24 protein-coding genes and 1 tRNA gene are annotated in these 23,511 nt (G+C 65.5%); 10 read left to right on the forward strand and 15 right to left on the reverse strand.

Annotated features, from left to right (window positions below; genetic code table 11):
* Positions 1 to 32: 32 nt before the first annotated feature.
* From AC1Z3O_RS07970 to ompR, 5 genes are all read right to left on the reverse strand, one after another.
* Positions 33 to 554 carry a carboxymuconolactone decarboxylase family protein gene (locus AC1Z3O_RS07970; RefSeq protein WP_483514969.1) on the reverse strand — a complete coding sequence of 174 codons (522 nt, stop codon included), beginning with the start codon at positions 552 to 554 and terminating at the stop codon, positions 33 to 35.
* A 134-nt stretch (positions 555 to 688) separates the two neighbouring features.
* A complete protein-coding gene (locus tag AC1Z3O_RS07975) occupies positions 689 to 1,237 on the reverse strand; it encodes a peroxiredoxin (RefSeq protein ID WP_483514971.1) in 549 nt (182 codons plus the stop codon).
* A 634-nt stretch (positions 1,238 to 1,871) separates the two neighbouring features.
* Positions 1,872 to 3,164 (reverse strand): tricarballylate/proton symporter TcuC, encoded by a 1,293-nt coding sequence (gene tcuC, locus AC1Z3O_RS07980; protein WP_483514973.1) that lies wholly within the window; start codon positions 3,162 to 3,164, stop codon positions 1,872 to 1,874.
* A gap of 341 nt (positions 3,165 to 3,505) precedes the next feature.
* Positions 3,506 to 4,792, reverse strand: a complete 1,287-nt coding sequence (locus AC1Z3O_RS07985) for an ATP-binding protein (protein WP_483517546.1) — start codon at positions 4,790 to 4,792, stop codon at positions 3,506 to 3,508.
* An 87-nt stretch (positions 4,793 to 4,879) separates the two neighbouring features.
* The gene (gene ompR / locus AC1Z3O_RS07990; protein WP_483514975.1) at positions 4,880 to 5,602 is read right to left on the reverse strand and encodes an osmolarity response regulator transcription factor OmpR; all 723 of its coding nucleotides are present in this window, start codon (positions 5,600 to 5,602) and stop codon (positions 4,880 to 4,882) included.
* A 256-nt stretch (positions 5,603 to 5,858) separates the two neighbouring features.
* On the opposite strand from ompR, the gene AC1Z3O_RS07995 reads away from it, so the two are divergent.
* Positions 5,859 to 6,194, forward strand: coding sequence for a hypothetical protein (locus AC1Z3O_RS07995; RefSeq protein ID WP_483514976.1), 336 nt, complete (start codon positions 5,859 to 5,861; stop codon positions 6,192 to 6,194).
* A gap of 71 nt (positions 6,195 to 6,265) precedes the next feature.
* On the opposite strand, the gene AC1Z3O_RS08000 is transcribed toward AC1Z3O_RS07995, so the two are convergent.
* Both AC1Z3O_RS08000 and hpnD read right to left on the reverse strand, forming a co-directional pair.
* Positions 6,266 to 7,531 (reverse strand): Zn-dependent hydrolase, encoded by a 1,266-nt coding sequence (locus AC1Z3O_RS08000; protein ID WP_483514978.1) that lies wholly within the window; start codon positions 7,529 to 7,531, stop codon positions 6,266 to 6,268.
* A 125-nt stretch (positions 7,532 to 7,656) separates the two neighbouring features.
* Complete coding sequence (gene hpnD, locus AC1Z3O_RS08005) at positions 7,657 to 8,493, reverse strand: presqualene diphosphate synthase HpnD (protein WP_483514980.1); 837 nt, start codon at positions 8,491 to 8,493, stop codon at positions 7,657 to 7,659.
* A 519-nt stretch (positions 8,494 to 9,012) separates the two neighbouring features.
* On the opposite strand from hpnD, the gene AC1Z3O_RS08010 reads away from it, so the two are divergent.
* Together AC1Z3O_RS08010 and AC1Z3O_RS08015 are read left to right on the forward strand one after the other, a co-directional pair.
* Positions 9,013 to 10,131 (forward strand): efflux RND transporter periplasmic adaptor subunit, encoded by a 1,119-nt coding sequence (locus AC1Z3O_RS08010; RefSeq protein ID WP_483514981.1) that lies wholly within the window; start codon positions 9,013 to 9,015, stop codon positions 10,129 to 10,131.
* A gap of 10 nt (positions 10,132 to 10,141) precedes the next feature.
* On the forward strand, positions 10,142 to 13,327 hold the full coding sequence (locus AC1Z3O_RS08015; protein ID WP_483514983.1) for an efflux RND transporter permease subunit: 3,186 nt from the start codon (positions 10,142 to 10,144) through the stop codon (positions 13,325 to 13,327).
* Positions 13,328 to 13,400: 73 nt separating this feature from the next.
* Here AC1Z3O_RS08015 and AC1Z3O_RS08020 read toward each other — a convergent pair whose 3' ends face one another.
* Entirely contained in the window at positions 13,401 to 14,324 is a 924-nt protein-coding gene (locus AC1Z3O_RS08020) for a TauD/TfdA dioxygenase family protein (RefSeq protein WP_483514984.1), read from the reverse strand.
* Between the two features lie 154 nt (positions 14,325 to 14,478).
* Between AC1Z3O_RS08020 and AC1Z3O_RS08025 the strand changes: the two genes are divergently transcribed.
* The gene (locus AC1Z3O_RS08025) at positions 14,479 to 15,144 is read left to right on the forward strand and encodes a TetR/AcrR family transcriptional regulator (RefSeq protein ID WP_483514986.1); all 666 of its coding nucleotides are present in this window, start codon (positions 14,479 to 14,481) and stop codon (positions 15,142 to 15,144) included.
* A 60-nt stretch (positions 15,145 to 15,204) separates the two neighbouring features.
* Here the strand turns inward: AC1Z3O_RS08025 and AC1Z3O_RS08030 are convergent, their stop codons facing one another.
* On the reverse strand, positions 15,205 to 15,645 hold the full coding sequence (locus AC1Z3O_RS08030; protein WP_483514988.1) for a MarR family winged helix-turn-helix transcriptional regulator: 441 nt from the start codon (positions 15,643 to 15,645) through the stop codon (positions 15,205 to 15,207).
* Positions 15,642 to 16,004 carry a GIY-YIG nuclease family protein gene (locus AC1Z3O_RS08035; protein ID WP_483514989.1) on the reverse strand — a complete coding sequence of 121 codons (363 nt, stop codon included), beginning with the start codon at positions 16,002 to 16,004 and terminating at the stop codon, positions 15,642 to 15,644. Before AC1Z3O_RS08035 ends, AC1Z3O_RS08030 begins: the two co-directional genes overlap by 4 nt.
* A gap of 647 nt (positions 16,005 to 16,651) precedes the next feature.
* Here AC1Z3O_RS08035 and AC1Z3O_RS08040 point away from each other — a divergent pair.
* A tRNA-Leu gene (locus AC1Z3O_RS08040) sits at positions 16,652 to 16,738 on the forward strand.
* A 176-nt stretch (positions 16,739 to 16,914) separates the two neighbouring features.
* A complete protein-coding gene (locus tag AC1Z3O_RS08045) occupies positions 16,915 to 17,079 on the forward strand; it encodes a hypothetical protein (protein ID WP_483514990.1) in 165 nt (54 codons plus the stop codon).
* 876 nt (positions 17,080 to 17,955) lie between these two features.
* Here the strand turns inward: AC1Z3O_RS08045 and AC1Z3O_RS08050 are convergent.
* Positions 17,956 to 18,177, reverse strand: coding sequence for a hypothetical protein (locus AC1Z3O_RS08050; protein ID WP_483514992.1), 222 nt, complete (start codon positions 18,175 to 18,177; stop codon positions 17,956 to 17,958).
* Positions 18,178 to 19,221: 1,044 nt separating this feature from the next.
* A complete protein-coding gene (locus tag AC1Z3O_RS08055) occupies positions 19,222 to 19,389 on the reverse strand; it encodes a hypothetical protein (RefSeq protein ID WP_483514993.1) in 168 nt (55 codons plus the stop codon).
* Positions 19,390 to 19,827: 438 nt separating this feature from the next.
* On the opposite strand from AC1Z3O_RS08055, the gene AC1Z3O_RS08060 reads away from it, so the two are divergent.
* The gene (locus AC1Z3O_RS08060; RefSeq protein ID WP_483514995.1) at positions 19,828 to 20,067 is read left to right on the forward strand and encodes a hypothetical protein; all 240 of its coding nucleotides are present in this window, start codon (positions 19,828 to 19,830) and stop codon (positions 20,065 to 20,067) included.
* A 141-nt stretch (positions 20,068 to 20,208) separates the two neighbouring features.
* On the opposite strand, the gene AC1Z3O_RS08065 is transcribed toward AC1Z3O_RS08060, so the two are convergent.
* Complete coding sequence (locus AC1Z3O_RS08065) at positions 20,209 to 20,745, reverse strand: DUF1643 domain-containing protein (protein ID WP_483514997.1); 537 nt, start codon at positions 20,743 to 20,745, stop codon at positions 20,209 to 20,211.
* A gap of 32 nt (positions 20,746 to 20,777) precedes the next feature.
* On the opposite strand from AC1Z3O_RS08065, the gene AC1Z3O_RS08070 reads away from it, so the two are divergent.
* Both AC1Z3O_RS08070 and AC1Z3O_RS08075 read left to right on the forward strand, forming a co-directional pair.
* On the forward strand, positions 20,778 to 20,984 hold the full coding sequence (locus AC1Z3O_RS08070; RefSeq protein ID WP_483514999.1) for a hypothetical protein: 207 nt from the start codon (positions 20,778 to 20,780) through the stop codon (positions 20,982 to 20,984).
* 669 nt (positions 20,985 to 21,653) lie between these two features.
* Positions 21,654 to 21,848 (forward strand): hypothetical protein, encoded by a 195-nt coding sequence (locus AC1Z3O_RS08075; protein ID WP_483515001.1) that lies wholly within the window; start codon positions 21,654 to 21,656, stop codon positions 21,846 to 21,848.
* Positions 21,849 to 21,932: 84 nt separating this feature from the next.
* Here AC1Z3O_RS08075 and AC1Z3O_RS08080 read toward each other — a convergent pair whose 3' ends face one another.
* Positions 21,933 to 22,253, reverse strand: a complete 321-nt coding sequence (locus AC1Z3O_RS08080; RefSeq protein WP_483515003.1) for a hypothetical protein — start codon at positions 22,251 to 22,253, stop codon at positions 21,933 to 21,935.
* 73 nt (positions 22,254 to 22,326) lie between these two features.
* Positions 22,327 to 22,518 (reverse strand): YgaP family membrane protein, encoded by a 192-nt coding sequence (locus AC1Z3O_RS08085; protein WP_483515004.1) that lies wholly within the window; start codon positions 22,516 to 22,518, stop codon positions 22,327 to 22,329.
* 674 nt (positions 22,519 to 23,192) lie between these two features.
* Between AC1Z3O_RS08085 and AC1Z3O_RS08090 the strand changes: the two genes are divergently transcribed.
* The gene (locus AC1Z3O_RS08090) at positions 23,193 to 23,489 is read left to right on the forward strand and encodes a hypothetical protein (RefSeq protein WP_483515006.1); all 297 of its coding nucleotides are present in this window, start codon (positions 23,193 to 23,195) and stop codon (positions 23,487 to 23,489) included.
* Positions 23,490 to 23,511 lie beyond the last annotated feature (22 nt).

Consider the following 23,511-nt stretch of genomic DNA (forward strand, 5'->3'; position numbering starts at 1 on the left):
CCAGGGACCGGCTCAGTGCGAGCGGCGCGGGCTTATTCCGCGGCGATCACATTGGCCGCCGCTGCGACCACGGCGGCGATGCGGCCGACGTCACGCAGCTGCTGGGCGGTCATGCCCTGCTCGTCCTTGAGCAGCTTGTAGTGCGACTGGATGCAGAAGTGGCACTTGCCGACGATGGAGGCGGCCAGCGCATACATCTCGAAACGGCGCTTGTCCACGCCGCCATGGGTGGCGTACGCGTTCATGCGCAGGCCGGCCGGCTGGCTCGACAGGTCCGGATCGTCAGCCATCTCGACGAAGGGGTACCAGACATTGTTCATGCCCATCAGCGCCGCGGCGGTCAGCGCGGCGTTGGTTTCCTCGGGCGACAGCACGCCGCCATTGCGGATGGCGTCCACGATGACCTTGCTCTTGGCCGCAAAGGCAGCCGCCAGCGCCACACCGGCCGCGTCGTTGCCTTCGAGCGAGGAACGGGCGATGGTGCCGTCCACGTTCAGGCGGATGTCCTTGGCGTAGTCGGGGATAAGGCTTTTGATCGTAGCGAGGAATTCCATAAAATTCTCCTATCGTTCGGGGCTCAAAAAACCCGCATTCGCGGGTTTGGCTGCGTGGGGCGGACCCCACGCAAGCGCTGCACGCAGCTGTCCGGGCCAGAGCGCCGGCAGCGTACGCGGCATCGCCGGGCTGATTACAGCGTGGCGCCGCCGACCGCGCGGTTGCACGGGCACAGCTCGTCGGTCTGCAGACCGTCCAGCAGGCGCAGGACTTCGTCCGGGTTGCGGCCGACGTTCAGGTTGTTCACCGAAACATGCTGGATGACGTTGTCGGGGTCGACGATGAAGGTGGCGCGCAGGGCAACGCCAGCAGCCTGGTCACGCACGCCCAGCTGGTCGATCAGCGAACCGGTCACGTCAGCGAACGACCACTGGTTCAGCTTGTTCAGGTCCTTGTGTTCGCGGCGCCATGCCAGCTTCACGAATTCGTTGTCGGTCGAGCCGCCCAGCACGATGGCGTCGCGGTCAGCGAAGTCTTCGTTCAGCTTGGCGAAGGCGACGATCTCGGTCGGGCACACGAAAGTGAAGTCCTTCGGGTAGAAGTAGATCACCTTCCACTTGCCTTCGAACGACTTCTCGGTGATGTCTTCGAAGGCCGACACACCATTTTCTTCATGGTTGTTGAAACCGGGCTTGACACCAACGACGTGGAAAGCTTCGAGCTTGTCACCAACGGTCTTCATAGACTTCTCCTGATTGGGTTGAAGAAACGCACGCAATGCGCAGCCTGGCGCGGACGAACCGCAGGATGCTGCATCGCAACGAAAGAACATTATCCGTCATCTGGGCTGACTGGGCTAATTGATATTCTCAACTAGGCCGATAGGCAGGCGTGTGACAGCGGGGGAATCCGGGGGAACTGCAGGGGGGAAAGCGGGCGAGGGAGCACGCAGGCCGCCGTTGAGGAGGTGAGGTGCGACAGGGGGATCTTAGCGCATTTGATGCGGTGACGTGGCTGCGGGTGCCTGCCCTCTCCCCCGGCCCCTCTCCCGCAAGCGGGAGAGGGGAGCAAACCGGCGCGGGTCGAAAGTCATGGCACTTGCCGAAGCCGACTGGATGCGCCAACGCCAATCGCCAAGCTTAGTGTCTTGGCTCCCTCTCCCCTCATGGGGAGAGGGTTGGGGAGAGGGGTGGTCTAGCAAGGCGCCACGAACAACGAAGCCGTCGGTGTTGTCCAGCACGCCAAGGCAAGACGAAACTGTCGGCGTTGTCCAGCCCGTCGCCGCCAGCAAGCGCCTGCCCTCACCCCCAGCCCCTCTCCCGCAAGCGGGAGAGTGGAGCAAACCAACGCGGCGCGAACGCTCCCATACGCGCCCCTCAGGCCGTCTGCAGCGCCGCAGGCTGGCGCCCGCGGCGGAAGATGACCACCGTGGCCACCAGCCCGCACAGCGCGGCAAACGTCAGCCACAGGCCGGGCGCGGCCTTGTTGCCGGTGGCGTGGATCAGGTAGGTCGAGATGGCCGGGGTGAAGCCGCCGAACAGCGCAGTGGCCAGGCTGTAGGCCAGCGAGAAGCCAGCGGTGCGCACGGCCGGGGGCATCACCTCGGTCAGCGTGACCACCATGGCGCCGTTATAGCTGCCGTACAGGAAGGACAGCCACAGTTGCACCATCAGCAGGTGGCTGAAGGAGGGCGCGCTGACCAGCCACGACATCGCGGGATAGGCGGTCAGCAGCGTGGCGGCCGTGAAGAAGACCAACAACGGCTTGCGGCCCACGCGGTCCGAGACCGCGCCCATCAGCGGCAGCCAGATGAAGTTGGACAGGCCCACGCACATCGTCACCAGCAGGTTGTCGACGTCGTCCAGCTTGAGCACGGTCTTGCCGAAGGTCGGCGTGTAGGCGGTGATCATGTAGAAGGACACCGTGGTCATCACCACCAGCATGCAGCCGGCCAGGATGATGCCCCAGTTCTCCATCATCGAGCGGTAGATCTCGCTCACGCTCGGACGGTGCTTGCGCTGCTTGAACTCTTCGGTTTCCTCCAGCGAGCGACGGATCAGGAAGAGGAAGGGCACGATCATGCAGCCGATCAGGAAGGGCACGCGCCAGCCCCAGTCGCTCATCTGCTCAGGCGCCAGCGTGGAATGCAGCAGCACGCCCAGCAGTCCGGCGAAGATCACCGCGACTTGCTGGCTGGCCGACTGCCAGGCCACGTAGAAGCCCTTCTGGCCCGGCTTGGCGATCTCGGACAGGTAGACCGAGACGCCGCCCAGCTCGACGCCGGCGGAGAAGCCTTGCAGCAGGCGGCCGAACAACACAAGCAGCGGCGCAGCGATGCCGATGGAGGCGTAGCCCGGCACCAGCGCGATCAGCAGCGTGCCCATGGCCATCAGCGCTAGCGTCACGATCAGGCCCTTGCGGCGGCCGTGGTGGTCGATGTAGGCGCCCAGCAGGATGGCACCCAGCGGGCGCATCAGGAAGCCGGCGCCGAAGGTGGCCAGCGACAGCATCAGCGAGGCGAACTCACTGTGGGTGGGGAAGAAGGCCTTGGCAATGGCGGCGGCATAGAAGCCGTACACCATGAAGTCGTACATTTCCAGGAAGTTGCCGCTGACGACGCGGAACACCGTGCGGAACCCGGATTGACTATGAGCGGGCGTAGCTGACATGTTTGTCTCTCTGACGCGGCCGGTGGGGTCCGGCTGCCTGTTTTGTGAGGCGCGCGGCGGGCCGCGCGAATCGTGCGGCGGGCGTGGTCAGGGCCGTTGGAGGCGTGCTTTCGGCGCCCGCTGCACAAGTGCGTCAAGTGTGCGCCGAGTCGCTGTCAAATCGCTGTCAAAGCCCTTTCAGATACCTATCATAGGCTGTCGAAAACCTGTCAGCCTGTGCGCCAAGCGATGCTTGGCGGCATGCTGCGCATTGCGGGTGCTTTCAGAGGCGCGCCGGTGCGTGCCGGCGCGTGGTGAAGGGGGAGAGGTGGTGTCGGGCCGGCAGCGCCGGATGCGCTGCCTCAGGCGCGCCGGAAGCAGGCGCTGACCACCAGCCCGGTTGCCGGCGGCGGCCGGTTCGCCAGCAGCAGCCGCCCACCGTTGCGCTGCAGGATGCGGTTGACGATGGACATGCCCAAGCCCGTTCCCTTGGCCTCGCTGCGCGCGCTGTCGAGCCGGTAGAAGGGGCGCGTTAGCAGTGCGAGCTGGGATTCGGGCACGCCGATGCCGTGGTCGGCCACGGTCAGCACGGCTTCCTTGTCATCGACGCGGGTGGTGATCTCCACCTCGGCCATGCCGCTGTCTTCGTCCTTGCCATAGCGGCGCGCGTTCTCCACCAGGTTGTCGAGAATGCGCTGGATCTCCATGCGGTTGGCCACCGCCATCACCGGTTCGTTCGCGCGCACGCGCACCCGCACGTCGTCATGCGCGGCATAGACGCTGATGGCGTCCTGCACCAGTGCCGACAGGTCGACGGGTTCGGACGTTTCCTGCGGCGGCCGCGCGTAGTTCAGGAACTGGCCGATGATGGCGTCCATCTGCTCGATGTCGGCGATCATGGCGTCGCGCGTGGCCTCGTCGGCGGGCGACAGCTCGGTCTCCAGGCGCAGTCGCGTGAGCGGCGTGCGCAGGTCGTGCGAGATGCCGGCCAGCATCACGGCGCGGTCATCGTCTAGCTGACGCAGGTCGCGCACCATCTGGTTGAAGCTGTGATTGGCCTGCGCGACCTCGCTGGCGCCGTGCTCGGGCAGCATCGGCGGGTCTCCTGCGGCGCCGATGGCGCGCGCGGCATCGGCCAGGCGCTTGAGCGGGTAGTTGACGCGCGCCGTGATGAAGGCCGCGCCGAAGATGGACAGCAGCAGCGCGGCCACGCTCCACCACAGCCACTGCACGCCGGTGACTCTCTCGAAGCGCTCGGGGCTGATGGCCACCCAGTAGTCGTCGCCCTCGATCTCGAAGCTGACCCAGATGCCGGGGATGTCGTTGACGGTGGTGGCGATGACGGTTTCCTCGCCCAGCCGGTTGCGGATCTCCTGCTGTACGAGCTGGGTCAGGAATGGGTTGGCCGTCGGCGCCTTGAAGTCATCTTCCCGCTCGCGCGGATAGACCTTGATGCCTTCGTTCTGCACCAGGTCGAGCAGCAGGAAGCGACGCCGCGCAGGGTCGGAATAGAGCAGTGCCGCGCGCGTGAGCTTGACCACGCTGACGACCTGCATGGCGACCTGCTGGGCGCGCGGTGCGCGTTCGAAGAGCCGATAGCTCTGGAACCAGATGCCCAGCGAGATCGCCAGCAGCAGGGCGATCAGCATGAAGGTCCGCCAGAACAGCGAACCGAAAAAGCGCGTGGCCGTGCGGCTGAGTGCAGTCGGCACGATCGAGGAGGCTGGGAAGGGTGCTTACTTGACGCCGTCGGGAATGAACACGTAACCCAGGCCCCAGACCGTCTGGATGAAGCGCGGGTTGCCCGGATCCGGCTCGATCAGCTTGCGCAGGCGCGAGATCTGCACGTCCAGGCTGCGGTCGAATACCTCGTACTCGCGGCCGCGCGCCATTTCCATCAGCTTCTCGCGCGACAGCGGCGCGCGCGGATGGCGGGCGAACACCTTGAGCACCGAGAACTCGCCGGTGGTCAGCGTGATTTCCTCGTCGTTCTTGGTCAGCGTGCGCGTGGCCAGGTTCAGCACGAAGTCGCCGAAGGCGAAGGTCTCCGGCGTTTCGGACGGCGCGCCCGGCACTTCGGCGGGGCCCTTGCGGCGCAGTACGGCGTGGATGCGCGCGATCAGCTCGCGCGGGTTGAACGGCTTGGGCAGGTAGTCGTCGGCGCCCATTTCCAGGCCGACGATGCGGTCGACGTCCTCGCCCTTGGCGGTCAGCATGATGATGGGCGTCTGGTCGTTGGCGCCGCGCAGGCGGCGGCAGATCGACAGGCCGTCCTCGCCCGGCATCATCAGGTCGAGCACCAGCAGGTCGAAGCGTTCGCGCAGCCAGAGCTTGTTCATGGCGGTGGCGTTTTCCGCCACCAGCACCGTGAAGCCCTGCTCGCCCAGGTAGCGGCGCAGCAGATCGCGCAGACGCGGATCGTCGTCCACGACAAGAATCTTGTGGCTGGTATTTTCCATGGCGGTATCTTAGCGACTATCGCTTTCGCTCAAAATGGCTTAACAAAACGTTACATACTTTACCCTGCGGTTTGGCAGCGTGCAGGCGCACCGCCTTTACACTGCGCATACCGCTCCCGCGCCCCTGGCGCGATGGTGCGCGCCATGCTGCATCGTGTTCACGCACCACGTGTCACTCGCGCGCAGGGGAGACGGGATTCCCGGCTTGCGGCGGCGATTATGCCTTCATTATGCCAAGCCAAAACCGCCATTATCGATGAAAGTGAACCGCATCCGGCCCGGGCATACCCTGTGTCGCGCCGCTGGCGCGCACTTGTGCCTCGTCCTGGCCGCGACGGCGCTGCTTGGCAGCCCCGCCGTGCAGGCGCAATCGGCCGGCATCGGGCGCCTGATGCACGGCGGCGAGTTCAGCGCCGAACGGTCCCGGCAGCATGACAGCAGGCGCCATGGCGACAGGGATCGGGAACGGCACCGCGCGGAGCGCGAAGGCAGCGAGCGTAGCGCGCACGGCGACCGGCTTTCGCCGGACGAGCGCCGTCGGTTGCGGCAGAGCCTCTACGACCTGGGCCGCGAGATGTACGGCGGCGGCTGAGCGCCGCCCTCCCCGCCGTTCGTCCTTACCCAGGCCACCCGCCGCCACGCCCCATGCCCCCGCAGGGCCGATCAGGCGCGCGGCTGGAAGTGGCGCAGGAAATCCACCAGCACTTCGGCAGCAAGCTGCGCGTCCTCGGCCGTGATGGTCTCCAGCGGGTTATGGCTGATGCCGCCATTGCCGCAGCGTACGAACAGCATGGCCACGTCGGTGATCCGCTGCATCATCATGGCGTCGTGGCCGGCACCCGAGGGCAGTTCGAAGGGCTCCAGCCCGCGCTTGGCCAGCACCGCGCGGAACCGGTCCATCAGCCAGCGCGCGCAAGGCGCGTTGTTGACCGGCGTCACGCGCTCGACCTGGGCCGTCACGCCGCGCCGCGCGGCGATGCGTTCGATGCCCGCCAGGATGTCGGCGATGGCCGCCTCGCGGATGCCGTCCTCGCCGGCGCGGATGTCCATCGAAAAGTTGCAGGCGCCCGGGATCACATTGCTCGACCCGTTGGGCACCTCGAGCTGGCCCACGGTGCCCACCAGCGTCGGCACCTCGCCGCAGCGCTGTTCCACCAGCAGCACCATTTCGGCGGCGGCGGCCGCGGCGTCGGTGCGCATGGTCATCGGCGTGGTACCGGCATGGCTGGCCACGCCGGTCAGGCGCACCTGGAAGCGGCTGCTGCCGGCGATCTGGGTCACCACGCCCAGCGGCAGGCCGTGGTGCAGCAGCACCGGACCCTGTTCGATGTGCACTTCGATGAAGCCCAGCAGGCTCGCGGCATCGACCGCCGCTGCGGCCAAGGCTGCTGCATCACCGCCGCCCGGCAGGCCGGAGGCGGCCAGCGCATCGCCCAGCGAGATGCCGTCGGCGTCGCGCCGTGCCAGCAGGGCGGGATCGAAGCGGCCCGCCAGGACGCTGCTGGCGAGGAAGCTGGTCTTGAAGCGCAGCCCTTCTTCCTCGGCGAAGGCGACCACGTCGAAGTGATACGGCAGGCGGATGCCGGCGCGGTTGAGCGCGTCGACCACGGCGATCGGCAGCAGGATGCCGAGGCGGCCGTCGTAGCGGCCGCCGTTGCGCACGGTGTCGAAGTGCGAGCCGGTCATCAGCACGCGCGCATCGGGGCCGGCGGCCTGCTCCGCCGCATAGCGTCCGATCACGTTGCCGATGGCATCGATGCGTACCTCCATGCCGGCCGCTTCCATCCACTGGGCAAGCTGGGCCTGGGCGGCGCGGTGGGCGGGGGTGAGGAAGGCGCAGGTGAGGCCGCCTTCCATGTCGGAGTGGCGGGCGAGATGGTCGGCGCGGTCGAGGATGGCTTGGCCCAGGGCGGGCGTGATCTGTTGCATGGCGGCTATCGCTATGTCAGGTGCGGAGGGAAGACATCAGGGCGGCTGGCCGGGGCCGGCGCGGAAGCGGCCATTTTGCCAGCGATGGCGTCCCGCGGGGCGCCATCAGCCCTGGTGGCGCAGGTTCAGCGGTTGCCCAGCCAGGTCTTCCAGGCGATCCACAGCTTGCGCAGCGGCGTCAGGCCGATGCGCTGGTTCAGCACCTGGAAGTCGCTGCCCTCGATCTCGTCGAGCAGGGTGTGGTAGATCGCCCCCATCACCAGGCCGGCGCGCTGGGCACGGCGATCGGCGTGGGGCAGCAGCTCCAGCGCCTCGCGGTACAGCGTGCGTGCGCGCTCAGTGTGGTAGCGCATCAGGGCGACGAAGCGGTCGGAGTCGGTGCCCTTCAGGATCTCGGCGGCCGGCACCTCGAAGCGCTGCAGCGTATTGACCGGCAGGTAGATGCGGCCGCGCCGCGCGTCTTCGCCCACATCGCGCAGGATATTGACGAGTTGCAGCGACTGGCCGAGCTTCTCGGCGAACTCCAGCGTGCGCGGGTCGCTGTAGCCGAAGATGCGCGCGCTCATCACGCCGACCACGCCAGCCACGCAGTGGCAATACCGCGTCAGGCCGATCTCGTCGAGGTAGCGCGTCTGCGTCAGGTCCATTTCCATGCCGTCCAGCACCTCGCCCAGCTCCGAGGCCTGCATGCCGCAGGCCGCCAGGTGCGGCTGCAGCGCCTGGGTGACGGGATGGGTGGGCTTGCCGTCGAACAGCCGTGCCAATTCCGCGCGCCACCAGTCCAGGCGCTGGTGGGCCAGGGCGGCATCATGGCTGTCATCAACCACATCGTCGACCTCGCGGCACCAGGCGTAGAGCGCGGTGATGGCGCGGCGCCGCTCGGGCGGCAGGAACAGGAAGCTGTAATAGAAGCTGGAGCCGCTCTGGGCGGCCTTGTCTTGGCAATACTGGTCGGGCGTCACGCCGTTCTCGTGTCGGTGGTGTGGGGGCGTCGGCGCAGGCCGGCGGAACGGGCGCTGGGGCAGCAGCTCCCCGCGGTGCCGGCGGCGCCTTGCGCGGGGCCGGGCCGGGCGCATGCAGCGAGCGCGCGGTGGCGCCAGCGGCGGGCCGGATTGTAGCATCGCCGGCACGCCGGCCGGGGAGGGGACGCAGGTCGCTTGGGTTGCGCTTCCGCCGCGCTTGCGTGGGCGGCGCCGCTGTGTGGCAGTCTGCCGCGCATCTGTCGTTTGACGCACCCGGCCGGGGTCGTTATATTGCTGACCAAAAAGTTATTTATGCAGGCCGGCCCCTTCGCCGGCCTTGTCCTGCGCGGCATTTGCCGTGGCCAACCGGGCCTTTGCAAGACGCCTTTGCAACACCCGTCTCGGATCTGAAGCTCACCCATGCCTGTGCCATGTCTCCGGCCGGAAGCCGCGGCCGCAGTCCAGTTTTGTCCCGATCGCCCCCTGCTGGCGGCGCCGGGCGCCGCCTCCCGCATCATCATGCGGCCATGGCCGCGGCTGGCCGCTGCGCTCGGCCTGGCGCTGCTGGCCGCCGGCTGCGGCAAGACGCCGGAGCCGGTCGAGATCGTGCGCCCGGTGCGCCTGATGCAGGTGCAGGCTGACGCGGGCGGCACGGCGCTGTCCTTCTCGGGCGAGGTACGGCCGCGTGTGGAATCCCGCCTCGGTTTCCGCGTCGGCGGCAAGATTGCGGCGAGGCTGGTCGATGCCGGCGCCACGGTGCGCCGCGGCCAGCCGCTGGCCAGGCTGGACGTGGCCGACCTGAGCCTGGCCGAGGCCGGCGCGCGGGCACAATACGACGCCGCCAAGACCGACCGCGACCTGGCCGCATCCGACATGAAGCGCTACGACGAACTGTTCGCCAAGGGCTTCATCAGCGCGGCCGAGCAGCACCGTCGCCGCGCCACCCTCGACGCGGCCGAATCCAAGCTGCGCCAGGCCGAGGCGAACCTGCGCGGCCAGGCCAACCAGACCGGCTACGGCGTGCTGCATGCCGACGCCGATGGCGTGGTCACTGCCGTCGACGCCGAGGTGGGGCAGGTGGTCAGCGCCGGCCAGTCGGTGATCCGCGTGGCGCAGACCGCCGAGAAAGAGGTGGCGATCGGCCTGCCGGAAGACCAGGTGGACGCGCTGCGCGGCATCACCGACGTCACCATCCACACCTGGGCCGAGCCGGGCCGGATCATGCCCGGCCGCGTGCGCGAGATCGCCGGCGCTGCCGATCCGGTCACGCGCACCTATGCCACCCGCGTCAGCATTCCCGCGCCGCCGCCCGGCCTGAAGATCGGCATGACGGCCGCCGTCACCTTCACGCGCGGCGGCTCGGCGCCGTCCATCCGCGTGCCCTTGAGCGCGCTGCACCAGGTGCGCGGGCGGGACCAGGTCTGGCTTTACGAGGCCGGCAAGGATGGCGCCGGCACCGTGCGGCCGGTGGCGGTGACGCTGGGCGCACCGGTGGGCAACGAGGTCGTGGTGAGCCAGGGCCTGTCGCCAGGCCAGCGCGTGGTCACGGCCGGCGTGCACCTGCTCAAGCCAGGCCAGAAGGTCAAGCCGCTGCAAGGCGCGGTGCCGGCCTCTGTGCCGGCCGCGGCCCGCGGCTGAGGGCGGCGCAATGGAACGAGCCCGCTTCAACCTGTCGCGCTGGGCGCTGGAGCACCAGCCGCTGACGCGCTACCTGCTGGTGGTGCTGCTGGTCGCCGGCGCGCTGGCCTTCTTCCGCCTGGGGCAGGACGAGGACCCGCCCTTCACCTTCCGCCTGATGGTGGTGCAAGCCTTCTGGCCGGGTGCCACCGCCGAGCAGATCGCGGTGCAGGTGACCGACAAGATCGAGCGCCAGCTGCAGGAAGTGCCCTACGCGGACAAGATTCGCAGCTTCTCCAAGCCGGGCGAGACCACCATCATCTTCCAGCTCAAGGACACCTCGCCGGCGGCCGATACCGCCCGCATCTGGTACACCGTGCGCAAGAAGGTGGGCGATATCGCCGCGACGCTGCCGGCCGGCGTGCGCGGGCCGTTCTTCAACGATGAGTTCGGCGATGTCTACGGCTCGATCTACGCGCTGTCGTCCGACGGCTTCAGCTACAAGGAGCTGCGCGAGTATGCCGACCTGGTGCGCCAGCAGCTGCTGCGCGTGCCTTCGGTGGCCAAGGTTTCCCTGTTGGGCCTGCAGGACGAGAAGGTCTACATCGAGTTCCACCAGGCGCGCATGGCGCAGCTCGGGCTGGACATCAACGCCATCGCCGACCAGATCGGCCAGCAGAACAACCTGAGCGGCAGCGGCGTGCTGGTGACGCCCACCGACAATCTGCAGGTGCGCGTCTCCGGCCAATTCGCCAACGTGGCCGACCTGGAAAAGCTGGTGCTGCGCGGCCCCGACGGCGTGGCCAACATCCGCCTGGGCGACATCGCGCGCGTCTACCGCGGCTATGTCGACCCGCCGCAGAGCAAGATGCGCTTCAACGGCAAGGAAGTCATCGGCCTGGGCATCTCGATGGCCAAGGGCGGTGACATCATCGCGCTGGGCAAGGACCTGCGCCGCACCATGGACACACTGCGCACCCAGCTGCCGGTGGGCGTGGAGATCAGCCAGGTGCAGGACCAGCCCGAGGCCGTGCAGCATTCGGTGGGCGAGTTCGTGCAGGTGCTGATCGAGGCCGTGGTGGTGGTGCTGGGCGTGAGCTTCCTGTCGCTGGGCCTGCATCGGCGCCCGCTGCGGCTGGATCCGCGCCCGGGCCTGGTGGTGGCGCTGACCATCCCGCTGGTGTTGGCCGTGACCTTCCTCTTCATGGCGATCTTCGGCATCGGCCTGCACAAGATCTCGCTCGGTGCGCTGATCGTCGCGCTGGGGCTGCTGGTGGACGACGCCATCATCGCGGTCGAGATGATGGTGCGCAAGCTGGAGGAGGGCCTGTCCAAGATGGACGCCGCCACCTATGCCTACACCTCCACCGCGATGCCGATGCTGACCGGCACGCTGATCACCGCCGCCGGCTTCCTGCCGGTGGGGCTGGCGCGTTCGACGGTAGGCGAATACACCTTCGCCATCTTCGCGGTGACCGCGCTGGCGCTGGTGCTGTCCTGGCTGGCGGCGGTGTACTTCACGCCTTACCTCGGCTATCTGCTGCTGAAAACGCGCGCGGAAGGCGCTGAAGGAGGGCAGGCGGCCGGGGGCGCGCACGAGGTCTTCGACACGCCGTTCTATGCGCGCTTCAGGCGCATGGTCGACTGGTGCGTCACCTGGCGCAAGTCGGTGATCGTGGTCACGCTGGCGCTGTTCGCACTCGGCATCTATGCCTTCCAATTCGTCGAGCGGCAGTTCTTCCCCGACTCCAGCCGGCCCGAACTGATGGTGGAGCTGTGGCTGCCCGAGGGGGCCAGCTTTGCCCAGACCGAAGCCGAGGCCAAACGCTTCGAGCGGGCGCTGCGCGGCGACGCGCAGGTGCAGAGCGTGACCACCTTCGTGGGCTCCGGCAGCCCGCGCTTCTACCTGCCGCTGGACCAGATCTTCCCGCAGAGCAATGTGGCCCAGCTGATCGTGATGCCCACCAGCCTGGCCGAGCGCGACGCCATGCGCGCGCGCCTGCAGCGCCTGCTGGCCACCGACTTTGCGCAACTGCGCGGAAGAGTCAAGCTGCTGCCCAACGGGCCGCCGGTGGCGTACCCGGTGCAGTTCCGCGTGATCGGGCCGGAAGCGGCCGGGGTGCGGCGCTTCGCCGACGAGGTACGCACGCTGATGGAGGCCAATCCCAATACGGTCGGCGTCAACGATAACTGGAACGAGAGCGTCAAGATGCTGCGCCTGGAGATCGACCAGGACAAGGCGCGCGCGCTCGGCGTGACGAGCAGCGCCATCGCGCGGGCCATGCAGACGGTGCTGACCGGCGTGCCGGTGGGGCAGTACCGCGACGGCGACAAGCTGATCGACATCGTGATGCGCGCCGCGCGCGACGAACGCGATGCCATGTCGGACCTGAACAATGCACTGGTGCCCACGGCCAGCGGGCGCGTGGTGCCGCTCACGCAACTGGCGCGCATCACGCTGCGCTCCGAGCCCGGCGTGCTGTGGCGCGAGAACCGCGACTTCGGCGTGACGGTGCAGGCCGACGTGGCGGACGGCATCCAGGGGCCGACCGTGACCGCCCAGCTCAAGGCCGGCATGGACAAGCTGCGCGCGCAGTTGCCGCCGGGCTACCGCATCGACGTGGCCGGCGCCGAGGAGGAAAGCGGCAAGGCAGTGGGCTCCATCGTTGCGCAGATGCCACTTTGCCTGTTCCTGATCTTCACGCTGCTGATGCTGCAGCTGCACAGCTTCTCGCGCGCGCTGATGGTCTTCCTGACCGGCCCGCTCGGCCTGATCGGCGCGGCCGCCACGCTGCTGATGCTGCGCGCGCCGATGGGGTTTGTGGCGCAGCTGGGCATCACCGCGCTGCTGGGCATGATCATCCGCAACTCGGTGATCCTGGTCGACCAGATCGAGCAGGATCGCAAGGCGGGCGTGCCGGCCTGGAACGCCATCGTCGAATCGGCCGTGCGCCGCTGCCGGCCCATCGTGCTGACGGCCGCCGCTGCCGTGCTGGCCATGATTCCGCTCTCGCGCTCGGGATTCTGGGGCCCGATGGCGGTGGCCATCATGGGCGGGCTGATCGTGGCCACCGTGCTGACGCTGCTGTTCCTTCCCGCGCTGTACGCGGCGTGGTTCCGCGTGAAGCGGCCGGAGGTTGAAGGCGCGCGTGCGGTGCCGGCGGCGCAGGCCGCGCGCCCGGGCGACGAGCCCGATGGGGAGCCTGCGCGGGCCTGAGGCGGATCAGGCATGAGCCTGCGCAGCAGGCGTGCCGCCCCTGAGGAGAGCAGCCGCCGCGCAGGGGCGTGGCTCAGAACGGCTTGTCGCCGATGATCGTGGCCCGCATCATGCGGCGCACCGCGGGGAAGTAGTCCTGGATGGCGTAGTGCTGCGTGGCGCGGTTGTCCCAGAAGGCGATGGTGTTTGGGCGCCAGCGCAGGCGCATCTGGTACTCGGGAATGGCCGCCTGCCGGAACAGGTACTGCAGCAGGTCCATCTCGCCGAGGCGGAAGTCGAAGCCCACGCGCACGCGGGCCTTCTCGCCGTAGTTGACCAGGTGGGTGGTGAAGGCCTCGTTCACGTAGAGAATCTTCTCGCCGCTCTCGGGGTGGGTGCGCACGACCGGATGCAGCGCGGGCGGGAACTTCCTGCGGCTTTCTTCGCGTTGTTCGGGCGTCATGCGCGAGCCGAAGGCCGGCATGATGTCGTGCGCGGCGTACAGGCCGTCGAGCAGCGTCTTCACCTCTTCAGGCAGCTGCGCATAGGCATGGGCCATGTTCACCCACAGCGTGTCGCCGCCGGCCGCGGGGCACTCCACACAGCGCAACATCGACGCCATCGAGGGAATCTCACGCCATGAGACATCGCTGTGATAGATGTTTTCGCGCGCCCGGCTGCTCTCGCTGCCGCCCAGCAGCACCAGTTCCGGATGGTCCGCGTGGTGCGGAAACACCGGATGCACTTCCAGTTCACCGAAGCGGCGTGCCAGCGCCACATGGGCCGCGGGGCTGATGTCCTGTTCGCGGAAGACCAGCACCTTGTGCCGCACCAGCGCTTCGCGCAGCGCCGTGCAGGTGGCGTCGTCCGGCGTCACGCTCAGGTCGATGTTGCCGATTTCGGCGCCGATCACCGGCGTGACCGGCGTGACGGTGAAGGAGGTCTTGAGGGCGCCTGCGCGCACGACGGACGGCGCGGTGGCCTGGGTCGGCTGCGCCAGGGGGGCTGCGTTGCTCATGGTCTGCTGGTCTCCGTGTGACGGGTTGTCCTGCTCTGCCGCCGGACTGCGGGGAGGCAGGGCTGCGGCATAAATTGGTAGTCGTCGTTATCTTTTCAATTGATAGTATGGAATACCATTTGTTCGGTCAAGACAAGATCGGGAAGGGAAAACCATGACGAAAGCGCTGACCGAGCCGGACGGCCTGGCGCCGCTCGACGGCCAGGCAGGCTTCACGCCGCCGCGCTACACGCGCGGCAGGCGCACGGCGGACGCCTTGCTGGAATCGGGGCGGCAGCTGCTGCGCACGCGCAGCCTGGACGGCATGACGGTGGAGGAGCTGTGCGCCGGCGCCCACGTCACCACCGGCGCCTTCTACCGCCGCTTCGAGAGCAAGGACGCCTTCTTCCAGGCGCTGCAGGCACTGACCATTGAGGCCTCGCAGGTGGAGCGCGGCCCCGTAGCGGAGCAGCTCGACTCTCGCGAGTGGGAACTGGACGAAGGCATCGCGCTGATTGTCCGTTCGATGCGCGGCTGGTACTGCCGGCACGAGGGCGTGGTGCGCGCCTCGCAAATGCAGCGCAGCCGTGATCCGCGCAGCTGGGATGCGATCAAGCAGCTCGGGCGCGATTACGTCGACGCCATGGTGCCCAGGGTAGCGCGCATGCGCGGCCTGCCGGCCGGGCCCGGCCGCGAACTGCGCATCCGCTTCGGCTTCCAGCTGCTGTTCGCCACGCTGAACAACGCCGTGGTCAACAATCCCGGCCCCTTGGGGCTGGAGGACGAGGCGATGGATGGGGAGCTGACGCGGGCGGTTTGCGCGTATTTGCGGGCTGAGTGAGGGAAGGTGCCCGGGCAGGTTTAGACGCTCAAGCCGCCGCGCTGGCAGAGGTCGCCAGCGTCAGAACAATGCCAGCGCTGGTGCATCGGCCAGCGTGCTCAGCGACGCTTGCATCGACGCAGCGGAAGAGGGGGCGATCCCGATATCGGCAATGGCCTCTTCGCTAACCCAGCTGACGGTCTCTCTCGCGGTGTTCACGAGCGCTCTCCCGGCAGGGCGAAGGACGACCCGCCGATCACCATCCACGTCGCTGCGCTCGACGAGGCCGATCTTTTCCAGGGCCAGCAGGCGTTTCAGGATAGCCGAGCGTTGCAGTCCAAGCGGCCGTACGCATTCCTGGAGGCTGGCCCGGCCGCCCTCGCTGCGGGCCAGCCGGTCCAGAAGCACGAAATCACTGAAGTCGATGCCGTGGCGCCTGCCCAGTTCGTCGTCGATCTTGAGGCGGAAGCTGGCATGGGCTTGCTGAATGGCCATGCATAGAGCCAGTCCGGACGTGTTCATGCCGTATGCCTCTCTTCTTCGTATCCCGATCCGCCCTCGCGCTGCGTCTCCTGGCGCCATAGTTCAACCAGTGTTTCCAGCTCCCGCGCTACATCAAAGCCAGGCTCTTCGCGAGGCTTGACCATGTCGAGCACTTCGAAGACAAAGCTCGACTCGCCGTGTTCGGCCCAGTCCTTGCGCAGCAGCGCATTGGCATGGGCGCCATGCTTCAGCTCGAATCGGTGCCGGTTGAGTGCTCCCTGCGCATTGGTGCTGCCTTTGACCAGCACCCTGCCAGTGACCAGGTTGCGGATCGCGTACACGCCCGCGCGTGTTGTGGTCTCGAGATACTGTCGCTTCAGTTCGCGTTTGTCGGTCATCGTCAATCCTTGAGTCGTTCCGCATCGTGATGGGTTGACCATCGCTCGGACGCGCGTGTGATAGCGCGTGAGGTTGAGCAGGGTGGGGCCTCGCATCCTTTGCGCCATCGCTGGCAAGTTCCGATTCCGCAATTATTACCCGGGCAAAATAACGCGTCAATAACATCCGGGTAAAATATGAGGATCGCCGTGCCGTGAAGCGCATCAGCGGGGTATCCCACGCGCCGCACGTCGGCTGCCTCCACCCCCGTTCCAGTCGATGCTCGCAACGCAAAGAACCGTGCCGCGCTTTGTGCCGCGCGCCGCCTCCTCCTGCCAGACCGGTTTCGTGCTCCGGTGGGCGAAGACGCCCCCCCAGATCGGCCTCGGTTCCGAAGCCAGCGCCACGCTGCAGGCCGTCGCCTGCATCCAGCGCGGCCGCCTAGCACAGGCGCCCCGCAGGACGGGGGGCTGGATTCGGCCGCCCGCTTGCGCTACAATCCGCTGCCTCGTTGCGCTACCAGCGCACGGCACGTCGGCCGCCCGGGCTACACACCGGGCCGCGCGAAAAGAAGGGCGGGCAGTTCCAGCCGCCTTTTTTATTTGCCACCGCCGCCACGGCCAGAAACGAGCAAGCGACGGCCCGCCCGGGCCGGCACGCATGGACCGCGAGGGTGGCGAAATTGGTAGACGCACCAGGTTTAGGTCCTGACGCCAGCAATGGTGTAGGGGTTCGAGTCCCCTCCCTCGCACCACCAGCCTTTTAAGGCACTTTCTCACTTCCCCCGACAAAACCCCGCAATCCCTTGTCCAGCAAGGCTTTGGGGAATTTTCACCTTCTTCAGGCACGCCGCAAAAGCACGCTTTGAGACACATATAATCGGTGCTCTGCCCCAGGATTCCCCCACGGAGCCCCCAAACCGGCGATACCGTGGATCTGGAGGCTCGCGTGGCTCACCTGCCGCTGACCGAGAATGGCGGCGCGCGCGACGTGCCGTTGTCGACGCGCGCGGTGGGGCTCCTGCAGATGCCGTCCTACGACGCTGACCCACCAGCCACCCGCTCCATGACCACGGCCGTCGAGCGCTGCAGGTAATGTAACGGCGCTTTTTACTCATCGACATTAGTAAGAAGGAACAGAAGTAACCTGCCCAAGTGACATTGCGAATGGCCCGCGGCGTGCGGACTATTTTCATTGGGGTCGATGATTCAAGCGTTATGCATATCTGAGATCAAAAGGTCTAAATGGCGTTGGGACTTCCCTGATGCATGCAGCGGGCCGCCCACGCTAGGCTCCCCTGGTTTCAGGGCTGCTTAGGAGCGTCACCACAGGATAGGAGGCGGGCATGGTTGACTTGGCGTTCATCTACAAGAGTCAGAAGGGCGACACGAAGGAATATGTCGTGACGAATTGGGCCGAGGTCGGGCACTACATTCGCGGCATCTGTACTAGGGCTCAAGCACCGCGGACTTTCCGAAAAGACCGCGTGATCGAGTATCTACGGAACAGCGATGCACTCTTGGTTGAGCCATACGCCGAAGGGCCTCCACCTATCCGACGCGGTTCGAACGGACCATCGGACAGGCGTGCCCAGATTCTGTTTACGGGCTTCCCATCGGTGTTGCGTGCAGAGCTTGAGGCGAAGGCAGCTGACGTCGACCTAAGGGTTTGCAAGTCTGTTACCAAGAATCTGACCTTTCTTTGTGCTGGACCGAACGCGGGGCCGACGAAGGTTGAGAGGGCCAGACGGCAACATGCGTATATCGTCTCAGAACCTCAATTTCTTTTGCTCATCGAAACCGGTCAGCTTCCTGACGATGATTCCACCGGGTACTAAGTCGCAAAAGGGGTTCCGGCGCCGCTATTGCAAGAATGGGAACCATGCCGATCCTGTACATGGCCACGCCGCGCAGAGGCGGGAGGGCATGGACAACCTGCGTTCAGACGGTCGTTTGGGCGCTGCAGCTCGCCTTAATACCTGCAGTTTGTGTATATGCCGGCCGTGATGCACCTGACCTGATTTCCGCCGGGTCGCGTCACGGGTGCAGCTGCAGGGGCTTGGTATTGCGGAATCTGTTGCAGATAATTCGGTTGTTGGACTTGCTGCGCCTGCAATTGCTGCGTGAACTGCTGCATCTGCTGGATTTCCAATTGCTGATTGTATTGATACGCCAGCAATTCTTGGTTTGTCATGGCATCCCTGTATCCTCTCTCACGCCCCCCAGAGTCTATACACATGATTCTGGTGGGCGACAGCATCCGGTATGAGGAGCAGATATCGTCTCCTCCCATAAAATACCGTCCATTTATAAAATTCGGCTTCGCCTGGCTTGCGCAGCCACTGATCATGGCGAGGATTGAGGCTGCGGCGATTATTCTAAGCATCTTATTGGAGCGGAGATCGATGGGTGTAGGGAATAATTGCAGAGGGCATCGCATTCTTGTCTCGCTTGCGTCTGCCGCTGTCTTCCCTGAGCGGTATAAAGGAGTGACCCGATTGTTGTGTCCGGCGATGCTATCGTACTTGTATGCAACTTGCATCATTGCGGAAGTTGGGGCGTCGTTGGCGAATCAGAAACTTGGCAGTGAGGGCGCGCCCACAGCGCATCAGCTTGAGGCGATGTCGCTACACAAGACTTCGTAGCCGTTGGCGCCCTATCTCGCTCTGAGCTGACGACAGGAAAAATCGCACGGCAGCGCCCGCGCTTCAATAGCTCTCTGGTAGTAAAAGGCGAGGAGTGTGTGCCATGCATTCGACACGCGACCCGGCCAACCACGCAAGCCCGCCAAGAGTGGGCTTTTCATTTCTGGGGGGGCATGTCCGAACCGATTGGCAGCGGTGCCGCAGTAGCGGCCGTCGGCGCGGCCGCATCCAGGGCCATCGGAGGCACTGCCGGCGCCGACATTCGCGCTCGGGCTGGCGAGTAACGTTGCATCCAGTCGACGCTTGGCATCCGGCTCGATGCCATCCCGAAGGGACGGAAGCATGTGTAGCCTTCGCCCGCTGACTGCCGGCCTGATGCTGGCCGGGTGCGCTTGCTCTCAAGCGCCGTCGACGTTGCCAAGCAAGCCGCCGCCGCTCGATAGCGAGTTGGCTGCGGTGCGATGTGCGGGCTGCACCTGCGGCTGCCGATGATGTGCTACCTGGCAGGCCTGGGTGATGGGGGCCGGTGCCGGGGGGAGACTGCGCGGCGCGCCAACGGAAGACAGTGGGGGCGCGGCCGAGTTAGTTTCCAGCTAGCTGGCTTTGCGCGAGCCACGAACGAACGAGAACCCCGCGAGGCCCAGGCCGGCTGCGATTCCAAACAGCGCCAGAGCATCGTCATAGGTCGGATATTTGTCCGCGACAACGAGGCTGAGCACCATGCAGACAATCAGAATCGCTGCGGCTTTGAGGTATTTCATGTACTTCCCCGAATTTGAATTTCTGGCGCATCCTACGCTAGGCGCCGCGTTCTCTAGTCGGGGAAGTGTGGCCGCATTTGGTCTCTTATTGGAAAAACAAATGTTTCGAATGGGGCATGGAGCGGTAGAGGCAATATTTGGGCGGAGCTGGTCCCGCCGGCCGCGCAGGGCGACCCTCTCTGGCCTCTGAGAGGAAAGCCCCCCAGGACGACTGGGCGGTTCGGCGAATGCTATATCTGAGCTGTATGCAGTCGATTCCGCAGCACTCGCAGTAAGTGAGGCCGGCGAAAGTCCAGTCGGCATGGCCCCATCTGCTTGGTAACCTACGTCGGGTGCTTGCCGGCTGAGCGCCGCATAGATGCGTGGGTTTGCCTAGTCTGATAAGGGTTGCGGTGTGGTCCCCGTGCTACGATTTCTGCATAGTGATCGGAGGCTGAAATGGCACGTCAAATCATCGAGCCGGTCAGGCTGCTGGCGATCATCAACGACCACCTGGCGTCGCTGGATGCCTGCCAGAATCTACATATCACAAGCATCATCCCCGATCCGCACCGTACACACGGTGCCAACTGGGCGACCAGAGGATGGCATCACTCTGGGGCGGATCATGATGAATACGCCTGCCGAGAGGAAATACTCGCCTTCATGCGCAATCTGCAGGCGCACTACGACATTTAGTCCTTCTGTCCTCCGCTCCTTGGCCTGGCGTGCCGCCAGCTGGCCAGCTCTGGCTTGCTCTCGGTCAGACATTGCTCGCGCCTGGTTGATGGGGGATGGGGTGATGTACTACACGCAGCTTGGCTACCCCATTCATACGTTCTACTGCTTCAGCCATAGCTGAAAGGGCCGCGGCAGCGTCTTGGCCGCGACGTAGAGGGGATGCTTCGGGCTGCCGTCCCGGTTCAGCCCGAGGTGGTAGAGCAGGGCGCTGCGGCCGCACATCTGGATGATCCGCAGCACTTCGGCCGCGCGCGCCGGCGCCGCCTTGTGTGCGCCCCAAGCGCAGATCACTATTGCGCAGCGGTCGATCGCATCCATGATGGCGGCGTCGTTCACGGCGGGGAGGTCGCCCAGCGGCGCCGGGTGCGCAAGCAGACCGTCTGGGTCGGTCGAGCGCAGCGGGTACAGGTTCACCACTTCGAGGCGCCCATACTTGCCGGCGATCGCGCGGTGCAGGCAGCGCGTGATGGTCGGGTCGTCGAACTGGTGGTCGGCGGTGGACGGATTGAGCATGATGAAGCCCAGTGCCGGCAGGCTGCGGTCCCACTCGCGCCAGAGGCGGTAGCGGTACTGCTCGCAGTCCGAAAAAATGGCGCCCGCCTTGCCGGCGAGGGTCTGGCCGCGCAATGTCTTCATGCTAGGATTCTTCTGACTTCGGAGGGCCTGCCATGGAATTTCGCTATCGAGGCCGTGAAATCCTGATTCATGCCAGACAGGGTGCGAACGGTCATTGGGACTGGTCGTATGTCGTTCGCGGACATGGTCATAAGCAGAACACAGGAGAGCTTGCGCCTACCGAAGCGGCGGCGATCGATGAGGCTCTCGCGGCAGCGCGGCGTGAGGTCGACCATGTTGCCGCTGATGGGGACGACTAGCATCTTCGCCTCCCAAAGGTGCACCTATGAGTTGGCTCACCGCTCGCCAGCACCGCTGATGGTGTTCCGACGATTGAAGACCGGTGGCCTTTTTGACACGCCAAAAAGTCAAGGACGGGAGCGAAACTGAGTGTAAGGAGTGTAAGAATAATCAGGCTTTCCGGGTGAATCTCCTATTGTGAAAATATCCCCTCGGGCGGGGATAGGCGCCTTCGCGTCACTTGGAGGTTCAATGGTTTGGCATACTGATCACTTTATCGTGACTTATCAGCGGCCGACCGGGGAAAGTCGCTTGGTTGAAGTGTGTGGTTCGTTTGCATGGGACTTTGGGTTTTTTGACACAATTTCTCGCTGCCGTGAGATAGCGGCGGAGTTATTCCCTCAGTTACGGCTCATTTGCCTTCCAGCGCAATCACGCGAGCCAGATGTGGAAGCCTTGCGAATTTTGGCTTCAGCACAAATTGTTAGAGACGTGACCGTCGCTATTTGACGCACGAACGAGTCTCTAATACGCCGCCTTCGGGCGGCTTTCTCATTGTGCACAACAATCAGGGTCCGATCAGAGCGCCTCGCGCGATCGATCACGTCATGTTTACGATTCGTTACATGCGGGCAGGCCGCGGTCCGATATCCTTGCCAGCAAATGAACTAATACGACAGGAAAGAACCATGCGCCGAGGACTGGCCCTCCTGATTGCCTGCAGTGCCTTGCTGGGCGGCTGTGCCGTCGTTCCCTATGACGAAGGTTACCAGGGTGGTCCCGGCTGTCCTCCCGGTCAGGCAAAGAAGGGGAATTGCCGGGTCGACCCGTACGGAAACCAGTCGTTCTGCCCGCCTGGGCAAGCGAAGAAGGGCAACTGCTGACCGTCCTGCACAGGTCGTAGTTGAGCGGGTCGGCAATGTCCCGATGGCGGACGGGGCCGCTCGCACACGCCGTCGGGGGCGGGCCTATCCGCCTAGCCCATTGGCGCCAGCGTCTCTCAGAAGCGTCAATGCCTGGGTGAGCCGGCAGCCTTGTTCCGCAAGCACAGCGGATTGAAAGCGCTCCATGGCTTCCTCCACTGTGCTGAAGTCACGTGGCGCGGAAGTGTCCTGGCTCCTCAGCAACTCATACTCGGCCTCGATCTGTTTGCCGAGCTTCGGGGCAAATTGCGGATCGATCAGGTTCTGACTGGCGGCGTGGGTGACGTGGTACAGGAGGGCGGTCAGTCCCTCCGGCGTCGTCTCGGTCCCCTGGCTGGCGAGTTGGAACTTCGCGAATGCTGCCATCTTTCTCTCCTGCTTCCCGTTCATGATTCCAGCGGTGCCGGCGGCCGTGTGTCCTTCCGGCCGCCTTGGCCGCTTACCTTGGTGTACGGCACGTCTTGACACCAAGCACGCTGTAAGCGGGGCAGACGCGTACCAGGCCCGTGACAAGTGGCAGGACGCCGATCCAGCCCCAGGCGCCGACGCGTCCCGTTGCCGCCAGCCCGATCAGCACGAGCCCAACCAGTATCCGAAGCATCCGATCGACGGTTCCAACATTTGCTTGCATGGTGTCCTCTTTCTACGTTCTGCCGCTTTTCATAAGGGTGTCAGTAGCTATTCTTGACCTTCGCTGAAAAGGGGTCATGATCCAGCGCAAGCCGATGCAAAGTTGTGCGCGTGCGGTGGTCAAGTAATCTCGGGCACTTTTTCAGGCAGCTCTCCGTTTGAGAGCTTCATGCTCGGTCGGCGGCATTCCCGAAGCGGAGGCGAAAAAAACCGGCCCACAAGGGGCCGGCTGGCGGGAAATCCGTGCTCGCATCGCACGGAAAATCAGAGCCCCCAGCATAGTGGTGGAGCTTGTTCCGCGCATTTCGACTGCGTGGGAGCTTGGTATCCGTACAGATACGTTTGGGCCTCGTCCATTACACCATCTTGCAAGGGGCAGCGTGCTGGCGGAAGGTTCTGCTTGTGTCTGCGCAAGTCGTGCCAGCCGGATACAGTTCATCGCTTTCTCTGCGCCTTGGCCGGATGCGCGCTTGCCGCCACGGCATGGCCGATCCGCGGCATCGCGCCCGCGGCGGCGCATCGGCTGCCCTGGATGGGCCGCGCGGCCTTGCCAAAGCGGCTTGCCACGCTACACTGGCGTACTGCGCACGGCGGTCGCCGGCCTGGTGCCAGGCATCAGGTGTCCGACGCTTTCCATTCCAACGCCCGGCAAGCGCACGGGCAAGTGAGGCTGCAATGTTGCTGCTGACCGTTGAGGAAGTGCTGGCGACCCGGACGGAGCCCAATGCGAGTACCTTTGTCAGCTCGCGTGCGCGGCTCGTGGCCTACGCGACGGCGCTGCCGCTCAACGACGCGCTGCATCAAATGAAAGCCTATTGCGACGTCTACCGGCAGAAGTACACGATGACGGCCCTGACGTTCCGCCTGGTCGGCGTAGCAACCATCGATGCCAACAGCGACGAAGCGCTGCTGCGCGATCTCGGCGTGGAATCGATCGATCGCAAATTCGCAGCGCGCTTGGCGGATGCGTGAAAGGCCGGCAAGCCGGACGTGA

The organism is Cupriavidus sp. 09_S30 (genome assembly GCF_056930435.1).